The following is a 13,539-nucleotide window of genomic DNA, read 5'->3' on the forward strand; positions in this document are numbered from 1 at the left end:
CGGTCAGCCTGCGTCGGGGACGACGGTGTATTCGAGGACGGGTCGGCCGGCCGAACCGTACCGGGGACGGCGTTCGAGCATGCCGGCGTCGGCCATGGATTCGAGGTAGCGGCGCGCGGTGACTCGGGAGACGCCGAGGCCCTCGGCCAGCTCAGCGGCGGACTGGCCCGGATTCTCATCGAGCAGGTTCTTCACCTCGGACTGGACCGCATCGGGCACACCTTTCGCGGTCGCGGCCACGGTGTGGGTGCGCAGGGCCGAGATCGCCTTGTCGACCTCGGTCTGGGTGACCTCCCCGTCGTTCGAATCTCCGCCGAGGCGGTTGCGGAAGGACGAATACGCCTCGAGTTTGGATTTGAAGACGGGGAAGGTGAAGGGCTTGATGATGTACTGGGCGACGCCGTAGGACAATGCCTCCTGCACGATCTGCATGTCCCGGGCGGCGGTGACGGCGATGATGTCGACGTCGACGCGCTGGCCGCGGATGGCGCGACAGACCTGGAGTCCGTGCCCGTCGGGCAGATTCATGTCGAGGAGGACGAGGTGGATGCCGGAGGAATCGAGGCCGTAGATCTGACCGGTGAGGGCAGCCATCGCCTGAGTCGCATTCTTCGCCACCCCTGCGACGTGATAGCCGTCGATGCGGTCGATGTACTTCGCGTGAGCACGGGCGGCGACCACCTCATCCTCGACGACGAGCACACCGATGCTCGATTCAGGCACAGTTGAGTCCGACATGCCGCCAGTCTATCTGCACCCGTTTGACAGCGTGCCTGATCGTGTTGCAGTCCCGTCACATCGAGCTGTGGCCCGATTGACCTGCACCGGCCGGGTCCGGCAGCCACACCGTGAGCACCGCACCCTTGAACCGGTCGCAGTCCTCCCCGTGGCCCTGCACGTCGACGGCTCCCCCGAGGCGGCGGATCGCCTGCACGACCAGGGACAGCCCGACCCCGCGGGTGCCCGTCTGCTGGCGCCCCTGCCCCTGGTCGGTCTCGACACCGTCGTGCTTCGTCGACCAGCCGCGTTCGAAGATCGCGTCGAGGTGCTCCTCGTCGATGCCCGGACCGTCGTCGCTGACCTCGATCGTGAATCCGCCGGGACCGCCGGAACCGGAGAGCTCGACGTGGACTCTCTTGTCTTCAGGCAGGACATCCTGCCTGCTCAGAGCGTCGAAAGCATTGTCGACGAGGTTGCCGAGGATCGTCGCGAGATCCCGATCATCCCCGCCGAGGCTGCCCGTGAGATCCGCGGTGTCCACCGTCATCTCGATGCCCACCTCGGCGGCTTGGGCGATCTTCGACAGCAGCAGGGCCGACAGCACGGGGTGGTCGAAGGTCATCGACCCGTCCCCGTTGACCCGGTTGAGGTCGTCGATGTCCCTGGCCGCGAAGTCGATGGCCTCATCGACATGACCGGTCTCGAGCAGGGACACGACCATGTGCAGCCGGTTCGCGTATTCGTGGGTCTGTGCGCGCAGGGAATCGGAGAACGATCGCACGGACACGAGCTCGCCGGAGAGCTCGGCCAGCTCCGTGTGATCGCGCATGGTCACGACCCACGTATCGCTGGCCGCCTCGGTGGGCTGCTGATTGACGACGAGGACGCGGTCGTCGGTGTAGTGGATCTCGTCGCGGGCCCACCGGCCGGAGGCGAGCAGATCGTGCAGCGCCTCCGGCAGGTCGAGTTCACGCAGCGGCATCTCCTCCGCCGAGGTGGGGCCCGAGTCCTCGTCGTCTCCGGCGGCCGACATGCCCAGCAGTTCCCGGGCTTCGGTGTTGATGAGCACGATTCCGCGGGCGCGGTCGACGAGCAGCAGACCTTCGGAGACGGCCGTGAGCACGGAGGAGTAGAAGTCGAGCATGCTGCGCAGCTCCTCGGCGCCGTAGTCGCCGGTGACCCTGCGCAGGCCCCGCGATGTCACCCAGGAGGAGCCGATGCCGAGGACGAGAGTGAGGACGGCGATGCCGATGAGCCATTTGCCCTGCGCCAGGAAGCCTTCGCGGACCGAATCGGCGGAGCTGCCGACGATGACGGCGCCGACGACGGTGTCGGACCTCATGCCGTCGACGCCGACGTGTTCGGCATAGACCGGGGTGACGACGTACATGGTGCCGTCGGACGGGCCTCCGTCGTCGATGAAGCGCACGGTCGACCGGCCCTCCTGCAGAGCCTGCCCGTCGACCGCCTGGGCCAGCTGGTCGATCGAATCCTCGGGGATCTTCCCGGAATCCGCCGAGGCGGTCTTCGCCTCCAGCGCCTGCTGGCGTCCGGGCGAGCCCAGCGTCGGCGGGGTGAGCAGGAAGTCGATGGGCACGACCGCGGCGACGTCGAAGCCGTACTGGCTGATGACATTGTCCAGCAGCGTCTGGACATCGTCGCGGGATTCGGAGTCGAGGTAGTCGTCTTGACCGACTTCACCGGTGGCGACGAGACCCAGTGACATCGAGATGTTGTCCGCGGCCGACCGCAGCAGGTCCTGTTCGCGTTTCGTGTTGAGCTGGGAGAGCTGGAGGTAGAGCAGACTCGTCGTGAGCACCATGACGCCCACGAGCATGATCGAGTTCGCGAACATGATCCGCCCGGCCGCGGACAGGCGCACCCACCGACTCAGGCGGCCCACCGGTCCGGCGGGCCCCTGCGGCAGCACGGTGCGCTTCTTCTTCGGCATGGAAACCATTGTGCCACCCGCTCAGGGGCCGCCTGCCGGGTCGGTCTGCCGCGTCAGGCTGCCAAGTCATCCTGCCGGGTTCCGGCGGCGGGGTCAGCCTGCCGCCTCGGCCCGCCGGGGTCAGAGCGCCAGACTGATGGGCCCGGCGGGGACCGCAGAGCACACGAGCACCTCGTCGCTCTCGACTCGGGCGGCGGGTTCGATCGGGTAGAGCACGGACCCGGCGGCCAGGGAGACCGAACAGGTTCCGCAGGATCCGCCGCGGCAGGAGCTCGGCGACCGGAATCCGCGCGCTTCCAAGGATTCGAGCAGAGTGCCTTCCTGCGGCTGCCAGACGAAGCTCGTCCCCGAGTTCTCCAGGGTCACCTCGGCGGGCGAACACGCGGCGATGGCCTCGCTCATGCCCGTGTTCGGAGAGGCGAAGGTCTCCTGGTGGACCGCGGGAACGCCGGCTTCGTCCGCGGCGGCGAGCACGGCCGCCGTGAAGTCGCGGGGTCCGCAGACCATGACGTTGTCGCAGCCGGCCACCCAGTCGACGAGGTCCCGGTGACCCGGTCGACCGGCCGTCGCGGTATCGCGGTGGTGAGTCTCGACGGGCACTGAGCCGGAGCGGGCGCGGTCCTGCAGCCGGTTCCACAGGCATGCGGTGCGGTGGTCGCGGTCGACGTGGACGAGTCGGATCCGATCGGTATCAGGCAGCTCGGCCAGACCGTCGCTGCGCAGCAGCCCGAGGCTCGGGGTGATGCCGATTCCGGCGGTGATCAGGGCCGTTGTGCCGCCGAAGACGCGCGAGGCGGTCATGGTTCCGTGCGGACCGGAGGTCAGTATCCGCTGCCCTTCGTCCAGCGATGCCACGGCGCGCGAGCCCTTGCCCTGGGTGCGCACGGCGATGCGGACGATGTCGTCGTCGACGTCGGTGATCGTATAGGTCCGCCAGAACGGTGCGCCGAGGTCGAGGTGGACGCGCAGATTGGTGCCCGGTTCGTCGAATTCGCGGATCCAGCCGAGGTCGTCGCGCAGCGCCACCTCGACGATGTCGTTGCAGATCTGCCGGCGGCCGACGACGGTCATGAAGCGCGGAGTCCGCGCGACCTTGATCAGTTCGCGCGGGGCCGGACCCTCGACGGTGATCTCGTCGCCGACCGTGACGTCGCCGGTCTCGAGGATCTGTCCGTAGATTCCGCAGTGCAGGTGCCCGCAGGCGGAGTTGAGCAGCCTTGGGACGTTGACGTCGACCTCGGTCGTCGTCGGGTTGACGGTCGTCGCCGGGCAGCGTTCGATCGTCGAGCGGATCGCCAGCCGCACACCGCCGAGGCGGATGACCGAACCGACGAGCGCGAACTCCTCGAACGAAGCGAGTCCCTCGACGAGGATGTTGCCGCGGAACCGCAGCGGGTCGAGCTCGACTGCGGGAGTGGCCGGGTCGTCCGTGTCCGCCGGATCGACCGCCGTACGACCGGCAGCTTCCGCGCTCAGGCCGAGGGCCGCGCGGCCCTCGTCCGTTTCGGCGATCGCGGCGACCGTGGCAGGGTTGATGAGAGAGATTCCCGAGCGCTGCGAGTCGAACATCCCCTGATCCGCGACGGCCAGGCTGCGCGGGAATGTACCCTGAGGGGGTATCCGTTCGGAGAGGAAGCTCGCCGAGGCGGCCCTGCCGTCGGCGTCATCCGTGGAGAAGGTCGTCGACTCCCCCGTCGGGGCCGTGAGGGTCACGGTTGCGGAGATATCGTCGACCGCCTCGGCGGTGGCACTCCGGTCATCCGGCTCAGGCGCGGGCGTGGATTCGGCTCCGGCCACCCCGGGGAGGGCCACGGCGACCTGCCATTTCTGCAGGTCGGTGTCGTTTTTCAGCACCGTGAAGGCGGAATACGAGTGCCAGGCGTCGGCGGGAACGTCGAGGCTGCCGTTCGTGAACGCCGCGATCCGGTCGCCGCGGATCCCGCGGTCCTTGACCGCCCTGGCCTCGGTGAGTTCCTCGGCGGGGAATCCCTTGACCGGGAACCGGAACAGTCTGGCAACATGCATAATTCGATTGTAGGAGCCGGAGAACTCGGAACGGTCGGGATGAGAGCAAACGCACAGCCGCCTCGGCGAGGGTCGGTCTTGATTTATACCCTATAGGGGTATACGGTGTGTTCATGACTGAGCAACATGGATACACCCCGCAGAAGGACGCTCTCGCGCGGAGGATGAAGCGGATCGAAGGTCAGGTCCGCGGCATCGGGAAGATGATCGATGAGGACAAGTACTGCATCGACATCCTCACCCAGGTCTCCGCCGCGACAGCCGCGCTGCACGCGGTCTCCATCAACCTCCTCGAGGAGCACATCGCTCACTGCGTGGTCGACGCCGCCTCATCCGGCGACGACGAGGAAGCACGGAAGAAGGTCGAGGAGGCATCAGCCGCCATCTCCCGACTCATCAAGAGCTGAAGCCGCAGGCCGCGTCCACCCCACCGGGGTGCGACGACGCCTGCGGCCCGGACGTCGGGACAATTTCACAGCTGATAGGAGAGCACGATGACGACCACCACCATCACCGTTTCTGGAATGACCTGCGGACACTGCGAAGCCGCTGTCAAGGAAGAGCTCGGGGCACTCGCGGGCGTCTCGGAGGTCGCGGTCGACCTCAACGCCGGGGGCGATTCCCCGGTCACGATCACCTCATCGACCGAACTCGACGATGCGGCGATCCGCGCCGCCGTCGATGAAGCCGGCTATGAGGTGAAGTGATGCCTCGCGAGCTCGAGCTCGACATCACGGGCATGACCTGCGCGTCGTGTTCGGCGCGGATCGAGAAGAAGCTCACCCGCCTCGACGGGGTCACGGCGGAGGTCAACCTGCCGCTGGAGACCGCGCATGTGGTCATCGATTCCGAACTCAGCGACGACGACATCACCGGCGCCGTCGCGAAGGCCGGCTACGGTGCCACGGTGCGCCGCCCCGGCGCGGGCGGTGCTGGAGGCGCCGGTCCGGAGATCGTCGACTACGATCCCCGCCATCTGCGGCCGCGCTTCATCGGCTCGCTCAGCCTGGCCGTCCCGATCGTCGCGATCTCGATGGTGATGGGCTGGCATTTCGCCGGGTGGCAGTGGGTCGTGGCGATCCTCGCCCTGCCGGTCGTGACCTGGGGTGCGTGGCCGTTCCACTCGGCGGCGTACAAGGCCGCCCGCGGTGGGTCGACGACCATGGACACCCTGGTCAGCGTCGGCATCACCGTCGCGAGCCTGTATTCCTACTTCACGCTGGGCCGGGCCGTCGCCGACGGTCACGGCTGGTCGATTCCCGCCGAATACCATGTGTGGTTCGAAGCTGCCGCGGCGATCACGGTGTTCCTGCTCATCGGCAAGCTCACCGAGGACCGGGCGAAGAACCGGGCGACGGCCGCGCTCAAGGCGCTCCTCGACCTCGGCGCGAAGTCCGCAACCGTGCTGCGTGAGGGTGGTGCCGCTGAGGGCGCCGCGGATGCGACTGCGGCCGATGCTGCTTCCGACGCTGCCGTCGCGACTGGCGGCCGCGTCGAAGTGCAGGTGCCGATCGACGAGCTGACCGTCGGTGATGTCTTCCTCGTCCGTCCCGGTGAGAAGATCGCCACCGACGGTGAGGTGCTGACCGGTCATTCGGCCGTCGACGAGGCGATGCTCACAGGCGAATCCGTTCCGATCGAGGTCGGCCCCGGCGATTCCGTCACCGGAGCCACGATCAACACCTCGGGTGTGCTCGAGGTCCGCACCACCCGAGTGGGTGCCGATACTACCTTGGCGGCCATGGCCGATCTCGTCTCTCGCGCGCAGAGCGGGAAACCTGCCGTGCAGCGGCTGGCCGACCGGATCTCGGCGGTGTTCGTGCCGATCGTCTTCGGCATCGCGATCCTCACCCTGCTCATCTGGGGGTTCGTCACCGGAGACTGGGCGACGGGGCTGCATGCGGCGCTCACCGTGCTCATCATCGCCTGCCCCTGTGCCTTGGGCTTGGCTACGCCGACGGCACTGGCGGTATCTTCGGGGCGCGGATCCCAGCTGGGCATCCTCGTCTCCGGGCCTGAGGCGCTGGAGTCGACGCGGTCGATCGATACGGTCGTGCTCGACAAAACCGGCACCCTGACCACCGGCGTGATGAGCCTGACCGGAACCGAGCTCTCACCGGCGGACTTCGCTGTGCTCGCTCATCTGGAGGCGCGCAGCGAACACCCGATCGCCCGCGCCATCGTCGACGCCGCACCAGAGATCGTCGGGGCGGGTTCCGCAGGGGCAGGCTCCGCCGGGACAGCGGTCGCGGATTTCGAGAACATCGCCGGCGGCGGGCTGCGGGCCACGATCGACGGCGCCGAGGTGCTCGCCGGTCGCCCGGACCTGCTCCGGGAACGCGGGATCGCGGTCGACTATGCGACCGACTCGGTGCCGCGCGGAGCCACGATCGTCGCGCTGGCGATCGACGGGGTCTTCCGCGGGCTGAGCTTCGTCTCCGATGAGGCTAAGCCGACCGCTCGGGCCGCGATCGGCGAACTGCATTCGCTGGGACTGAGCACCGTCCTGCTGACCGGGGACAATGCCCAAGCCGCCGAAGTGGTCGCCGAGGCTCTCGGGATCACCGAGGTCCGCGCGGATGTCCGCCCGGAGGGCAAGGTCTCCGTGGTCAGCGAACTGCAGGAGCAGGGCCGGGCCGTTGCCATGGTCGGCGACGGGGTCAACGACGCCGCCGCTCTGGCCGGTGCGGACCTCGGCATCGCGATGGGGTCGGGCACGGACGCGGCGATGGCGGCATCGGACATCACCATGGTCAAGTCCGATCCGCAGCAGATCCCGCAGGCGATCCGGCTCTCGCGCCGGACCTTGGGACTCATCAAGGGCAACCTGTTCTGGGCCTTCGCCTACAACACCGCGGCGATCCCGATCGCGGCGTTCGGACTGCTCGACCCGATGATCGCCGGTGCCGCAATGGCGTTCTCGTCGGTGTTCGTCATCCTCAACAGCCTCCGCCTGCTGCGCTTCACGTAAGCGCGGCGGGGACTCCGGCGACGGAGGTGCGGCGAGACCGGGCAAGTTCACGTAAGCGACGAGTTCACGTAAGCGCGGCGGAGCAGCACGAGCCGTCGCCCCTCGGCCGCGAGCACCCCTCACCGTAAGTGCCATAACCCCCTGCAGGAGCAGGGGGTTATGGCACTTACGGTGTCTGATGCCTCTGCAGCTGTAGGACATGACAGCTATGCGAGGGTGTGCCGGCAACGAGACGTCATGCCGACGGAGCGCGTGACAATGCCGCGGAAAGTGAGGCCGGTGCCCCCGTCTCAGCACGGGGCCCGGGGCGTCTTATCGCATGACCGGGTAGGACTGGTTCTGATTCTGCGTGTCCTTGCGCATCACCCAGTTGAGGTAGCTCGTGAAGCCCGACACCAGCACAAATGCCGCTCCGGCGTAGACGAATGCATAGCCGAAGGCGCGACCGTCCTGCCACGCTCGGGTGACGATGATCGCGAGGACCAGTGTGACGATTCCGCAGACGGCGCCGACCCTGATCGCATCCTTGTAGGACACCGTGCTGGTGGGCTTGCCGCCTGTGGACTTCTTCTTCGGGGTGTTCGAGGGCGCCATGTCCTCCATTCTACCGGCCCGACCTGAGAGCCGACTTGCCCCCACACGCTCACCGAGGCGGCGCCAAGTCCCCTTGCGGCCGAACTCTGACGCCGGAACCTTGACCGGTGTGGGCGGATCCGACGAAGGCGCTGAGCCTCCTGCGCCGATGATCAGGTGGACTACAGGCTCGGAACAGGCAAAAATGAGGATGTGCCCGTCACTGTCAGACGCGCCTCCGGGGAGGCGCTGTGCTCAACTCTCTCCAGCCAGGCCCCGCCTGGCCGTGAATCATGCGCGGACACCACTGCACCGACGACCACCGCCGCAGGTGTCGCAGCCGTCGGCCCCGGCCCCCTCGATATTCCCCACTCGGCATCCCCCCGTCGCACCCTCCGTACCTTCACCGCACTCCTCCTAGCGGCAGTCATGACTCTCACCGTCACCGCGTGCGGCCCCGATCGCGGCCTCAAGGTCTCACCCGAGGGCAATCCCTCCCCTTCCCTCTTCGCCCCCAACACCGAGGCCGCAGGCGAAGCGAACGAACCGTTCTCCCTCGACGAGGTCCGCAAGGCCATCGAATCGTCGTCGGGAATCGCGGTCACCGGCAGCGCCACGGAGACGGCCAAGGTCGTCGCCGACTGCAAGGACTGCCTGAAGTTCGCGTCGCCGTTCCTCAGCGGTGAACAGAAGTTCCAGCTGGTCACGGTGGCCAACCCCAAACAGCGGAACGAGATCATCGCCGGTGCGGTCATCAGCGAGCACAGGGGCGAGCCCCGCCTCGAACTCATCGCCACCGGCAATCAGCTCAAGGTCAGCCCCGGCAGAAATGGGACACTGGTGGTTCAGGAGGCCATGTTCGCCGACGGGGACAAAGCATGCTGCCCCTCCGGCTGGTCGGTGCAGGTGTTCCGCCTGCACGACGGTAGGTTTGAACCAGGTCAACGCTTCACGCGGCTAAATGGAGAAACGTAATGCACATAGTTCTGGTCGAGGATGACGAAGTCATCCGCGAAACGACGCAGATCGGACTCGAACGCTTCGATTACACGGTCTCGGCATTTGCCGACGGCCGCGAAGGGTACGAGTTCGTCTCCGCCAACGGCGCCGACGTCCTGCTTCTCGATCTCATGCTGCCGACGATGAACGGCGCCTCCATCTGCCGCGCCGTGCGCGAGCGCTCGACGATCCCGATCATCATCATCTCCGCCCGCTCCGATGCCATCGACATCGTCCAGGCGCTCGAGGCCGGAGCCGACGACTACCTGACCAAGCCCTTCGACATGCAGGTGCTCAACGCCCGCATCCGCGCGGTCGTCCGTCGGTTCATCACCACCGGCACCGACCGGTTCGGCTACTCCCCCGCCCCCGAAGCGGATGAGCATCACGACACCGTGATCGGCCCCGGCGGCATGGTCACCGGCGACGGCATCCCCGAGGTCCTCGGCGCCAGCCCCGGCATGGACACCCGGGATCGACTGCGAGCGCAGCTCGAATCCGATGACACCTACCTCGGTGCCGGTGGGAAATTCACCACCGCCCCCGAGGCGGACGACGACGAAGAGGCGATCGGCGGAGTTCCCCCGCGCCCGAGCGGCTCCCCCACGGTGGCCGCGGAGACGTCCGATTCCGACGGCGGGCTCGGCCAGTTCCGCACGCGGCTGGGGTCCCTGGTCCTCGACACCGGCCGGCTGACGGTCGAGGTCGACGGGGAGGAAGTCCACCTCACCCCGACCGAGCTGCGGGTCCTCCTGCTGCTGACCGAGCAGCCCGAGCACGTGTATTCGCGGGAGAAGATCGCGTTCACGGTGTGGGGCTACGAATGGGCCGGCGACTCCCGCGTCGTCGACGTCCACATCCAGCGCCTGCGGAAGAAGATCGGGGCGAGCATGATCGAAACCGTTCGCGGATTCGGTTACCGCTTCGCAGGCTGATCGCATGTCGCTGCGCTGGAAGATCTCTCTGCTCATCGTCGCCTCGGTGATCATCGCCGTCCTGTCGTGTTCGATCGTGCTGCGGCAATCCGCGGCCCGGGCCGAAGATGACCGGATGCGCTCGACCGTGACCGAGCAGCTGACGAATGCGACGGCCATCTTCTCCGAGACCGGGGTGCTCACCCTCAATGCCCGCATCGATGATCCGGAGCTGCCCAAGGAGGCTCGCAGGTCCGCGCTCAAGGGCCAGAGCGTGACGATCCGGTCCGAGGTCGACGGTGAGGAGATCGTGTGGGCCGCGGCCCCCATCGAGGTCGGCTCGCACACCCAGGTGATCTCCGTGCGCGCCTCGACGAAGGACAGCCAGGAGCTCATCGGCCGCATCGACCAGGCGCTGCTGGTGGGTATGATCGGCTCCGCCCTCGTCGTCGGCGGCGTCGGATCGATCGTCGCCGGCCGCATCTCCCGACGGCTCACGCTCGGCGCGCAGGCCGCCAGGAAGATCGCCGCCGGCGACACGACGACGCGCATCGCCGATGTCATCGACGAATCCGATCAGGAGGTGTGGGCCTTCGCCACGGCCGTCGACACCGCCGTGGCCCGCCTGACCGAACGCATCGACTCCGAGCAGCGCTTCACCGCCGATCTCGCGCATGAGATGCGCACCCCGCTGACCGGGCTGGTCAACGCCGCAAACCTGCTCGAAGAGGATTCCCGCCCCGCCGAGCTCGTCAAGGACCGGGTCGTGCGCATGCAGGTTCTCGTCGAAGACCTCCTCGAGGTCTCCCGACTCGATGCCGGACGCGCCAATCCCGAGTTCACCCGCGTCGACATCGATCAGGCGATCCGTTCTCTGCTGGGCACGATGGAAGCTTCGGGCGCCCTCGCCGGCCACCAGATCGACACCCATCTGGCGGCACTGAATTCGAACCTGGTCACCGATGTCCGGCGCTTCGAACGCATCGTGTCGAACCTGCTCGTCAACGCGATCAAGCACGGTGGCGATCCCATCCGGCTGGAGACGAGCACGCGCAGCATCGTCGTCACCGACTCCGGCTCGGGCTATCCGCCGGACATCGTCAACACCGGCCCGACCCGCTTCGTCTCCGCCGGCGGCGGCGGAATGGGGCTCGGTCTCGTCATCGCGCAGGGGCAGGCCCGCCTGCTCGGAATCACACTGATCTTCAGTAACGATCCCGTAACAGGCGGTGCGCGGACCGAAGTGATCTTCCCCGAGGAAGACGCCCAGGAGCGCGCCCTCCGACAGTACATCGAGAGCCGATCCGAATAATCCTCGCCGAGGCGGCCCTCACCTTGGTTCAGGGCGCTGACCTGGAATGACGGCAGGAATTCGAGGTTCCGCTGAAATCGACCTGGGTGCCGGCCGACCGCCCGCGAGTGCGACTCGTCACTAAAATATGACAGGTTCGATATATTCCCGTTACACTTTTGTGATGTAGTTTTGGAGTCGTCGGAACGTCGACGGTCTTCGAGGAGTCACAGCCATACGGAGAGTTATGCCAGAGTCATCATCGACCACAGAGTCACCGGTGCGTCGACGGGATCTGCACAGGCGACGCTCATCGTCCCCGTTCTCTCGCACCCGCACCTCGACTCGCAGCACCGGGGCACCGACCGCGCCTGCGTCCGCTGACTCCGAAACCGAGAACCTGTCGCCCAGGCGCGCAGCGATGGCCGCCGAGGCGCGAGCGACTCAGTCGTCCCCGCGTCGGACCGCAATGGCTCGAGAAGCCGCCGCGGTTCCCACGACCTTCGGCTCAGCGTCTGCCTCGTCCGCCCGTCGGGTCAGCGCAGGAGCCGCCGAGAGCCGCGGGTCCGATGGTGCGCTGCTCAAGTCCGTGCGCAAGAAGAAGGTGCGGACCGTTTCGACTCTGGCTGCCGTCTCAGTGGCGGGTGCCGCCACTGCAGTGACGATGCTGGTCAACAACCTCGGCGGAGGCGCGGAGGTCAAGACCGACCCGACCGCCGCGGGTGAGCCCGCCGCCATCAATGCTGAGAAGGTCAACGCGGACGTCCCCGAGGTCAAGGGGAAGTCGTCGATGGAGATCGGCGTGCCGAGCGCCAAGCAGAAGAAGGTCGAAGCCGCGTCCCGCGCGGTCGAGAAGAGTGCCCTGCCCGGCTGCGATGAGAAGCAGAACTTCGATCAGTCCGCCGGCAACGGCGAGCTGCCCGATGAGTGGCTGTGCGACCTCGGCAAGGAAGACCACCGACTCCGTGCCGATGCCGCCGTCTCCTTCGCGAAGATGAATGCCGCCTACAAGAAGGACACCGGCAAGGAACTCGAGATCACGGATTCCTACCGCGACATGGCCGGACAGGTCTCTGTGGCCGGCCGGAAGCCGGGTTTGGCCGCCAAGCCGGGCACCTCACTGCATGGTTGGGGCATCGCCCTCGACCTCGGCGGTGGAGTCGCCTCGAAGTCCGGAGCCTGGAGCTGGCTCGTCGAGCACGGGGACGAATACGGCTGGGAGAACCCCGACTGGGCCAAGTCGAGCATGTACGAGCCCTGGCACTGGGAATACACTCCCGCCCGCGACTCGATTCCCGGCAAGTGATCGATCAGCTGCGCAGTGCCCGTCCGTAGCGGCGGCGGTAGACGATCTGAGCGAGCCGAACGAACGGTTCGCCGAGTCTCCAGATGCCCTGCCCCGCCCGCGAGACCGACCTCAGGACGAGGAAGACTCGGTCGTCGGCGGTGCGGATGAGAATGAATGACTCCTCTCCGGTGATCGGATGTCCCGGCTTCGTGCCGTAGGTGAAGCCGCACCGGTCCTCCCCGTCGACGACGTCGATGACGCGTGAGGGCTCAGGCAGCCGGAAGGGGCCGAGGCGCACGCGGATCGTCGGCTCCTGCCCCGGCTCCACCCGAGGCGGCCGACTGGCACTCTCACCGCCCGAGCGAGCGTCGGCATCAGCCGTCGTCTCCCCTCGACCCGCTCGATCGGCTCCGCCCGCGCTCCCGGCGAGGACGGCGTCGACGTTCACCTCGATGTCGAATCCGCTGCGGATCTTGACCTTCCAGTGCAGGAGCTCCTCGGCGCAGCGGTCGAACGTCTCTTTCCCGTGGCCGACGAAGTACGCGGATTCGAAGTGACGGTAGCCGTCGGGACGCTCCAGCCACCTCGGCGAGAGGGGATGTGTCAGCGTCACGGGACGGTCGTCGGAATGGTCGGCCATGTCTCCAACCTAACGGACTCGGGCCGTCAGCCTAACGGACGCGGCCCGTCAACTCTACGGACTCGAACCGTGGGACTCACAGTCCGGACGACGGGGTGGCGTCGACCGGACGGCCACGTATGATGCCAAGAACAGCGGACCTCAATCGAATGTCCGCTCAGCATCTG

General features: G+C 67.2%; 12 protein-coding genes. 7 read left to right on the plus strand and 5 right to left on the minus strand.

Annotation, left to right across the window (positions count from 1 at the left end; all coding sequences use genetic code 11):
- Positions 1 to 3: 3 nt before the first annotated feature.
- The 3 genes from HF684_RS17785 to HF684_RS17795 all read right to left on the minus strand — a co-directional run bounded on the left by HF684_RS17785 (position 4) and on the right by HF684_RS17795 (position 4,696).
- Positions 4 to 738, minus strand: coding sequence for a response regulator (locus HF684_RS17785; RefSeq protein WP_169253566.1), 735 nt, complete (start codon positions 736 to 738; stop codon positions 4 to 6).
- A gap of 55 nt (positions 739 to 793) precedes the next feature.
- A complete protein-coding gene (locus tag HF684_RS17790; protein WP_169253567.1) occupies positions 794 to 2,671 on the minus strand; it encodes an ATP-binding protein in 1,878 nt (625 codons plus the stop codon).
- Positions 2,672 to 2,791: 120 nt separating this feature from the next.
- A complete protein-coding gene (locus HF684_RS17795) occupies positions 2,792 to 4,696 on the minus strand; it encodes a 2Fe-2S iron-sulfur cluster-binding protein (RefSeq protein WP_169253568.1) in 1,905 nt (634 codons plus the stop codon).
- A gap of 113 nt (positions 4,697 to 4,809) precedes the next feature.
- Here HF684_RS17795 and HF684_RS17800 point away from each other — a divergent pair, with 113 nt between their 5' ends.
- The 3 genes from HF684_RS17800 (at position 4,810) to HF684_RS17810 (ending at position 7,667) form a co-directional block, all read left to right on the plus strand.
- Entirely contained in the window at positions 4,810 to 5,103 is a 294-nt protein-coding gene (locus HF684_RS17800; protein ID WP_062862662.1) for a metal-sensitive transcriptional regulator, read from the plus strand.
- Positions 5,104 to 5,190: 87 nt separating this feature from the next.
- The gene (locus HF684_RS17805) at positions 5,191 to 5,403 is read left to right on the plus strand and encodes a cation transporter (protein ID WP_169253569.1); all 213 of its coding nucleotides are present in this window, start codon (positions 5,191 to 5,193) and stop codon (positions 5,401 to 5,403) included.
- Positions 5,403 to 7,667, plus strand: a complete 2,265-nt coding sequence (locus HF684_RS17810; protein ID WP_169253570.1) for a heavy metal translocating P-type ATPase — start codon at positions 5,403 to 5,405, stop codon at positions 7,665 to 7,667. Before HF684_RS17805 ends, HF684_RS17810 begins: the two co-directional genes overlap by 1 nt.
- A 312-nt stretch (positions 7,668 to 7,979) precedes the next feature.
- Here HF684_RS17810 and HF684_RS17815 read toward each other — a convergent pair whose 3' ends face one another.
- Positions 7,980 to 8,261 (minus strand): hypothetical protein, encoded by a 282-nt coding sequence (locus HF684_RS17815; RefSeq protein ID WP_127365115.1) that lies wholly within the window; start codon positions 8,259 to 8,261, stop codon positions 7,980 to 7,982.
- 408 nt (positions 8,262 to 8,669) lie between these two features.
- On the opposite strand from HF684_RS17815, the gene HF684_RS17820 reads away from it, so the two are divergent.
- The 4 genes from HF684_RS17820 (at position 8,670) to HF684_RS17835 (ending at position 12,750) form a co-directional block, all read left to right on the plus strand.
- Positions 8,670 to 9,215, plus strand: coding sequence for a hypothetical protein (locus tag HF684_RS17820; protein WP_169253571.1), 546 nt, complete (start codon positions 8,670 to 8,672; stop codon positions 9,213 to 9,215).
- Positions 9,215 to 10,174 (plus strand): response regulator transcription factor, encoded by a 960-nt coding sequence (locus HF684_RS17825; protein ID WP_127365116.1) that lies wholly within the window; start codon positions 9,215 to 9,217, stop codon positions 10,172 to 10,174. The genes HF684_RS17820 and HF684_RS17825 overlap by 1 nt, the downstream gene beginning before the upstream one ends.
- Positions 10,175 to 10,178: 4 nt before the next feature.
- Complete coding sequence (locus HF684_RS17830; protein WP_169253572.1) at positions 10,179 to 11,465, plus strand: HAMP domain-containing sensor histidine kinase; 1,287 nt, start codon at positions 10,179 to 10,181, stop codon at positions 11,463 to 11,465.
- Positions 11,466 to 11,691: 226 nt separating this feature from the next.
- Positions 11,692 to 12,750, plus strand: a complete 1,059-nt coding sequence (locus HF684_RS17835; RefSeq protein WP_169253573.1) for a M15 family metallopeptidase — start codon at positions 11,692 to 11,694, stop codon at positions 12,748 to 12,750.
- 4 nt (positions 12,751 to 12,754) lie between these two features.
- Here the strand turns inward: HF684_RS17835 and HF684_RS17840 are convergent, their stop codons facing one another.
- On the minus strand, positions 12,755 to 13,372 hold the full coding sequence (locus HF684_RS17840) for a DUF1990 domain-containing protein (RefSeq protein WP_169253574.1): 618 nt from the start codon (positions 13,370 to 13,372) through the stop codon (positions 12,755 to 12,757).
- Positions 13,373 to 13,539: the final 167 nt, after the last annotated feature.

The sequence above is a fragment of the Brevibacterium sp. 'Marine' genome (genome assembly GCF_012844365.1).
In the GTDB taxonomy this organism is placed as follows: Bacteria; Actinomycetota; Actinomycetes; order Actinomycetales; family Brevibacteriaceae; genus Brevibacterium.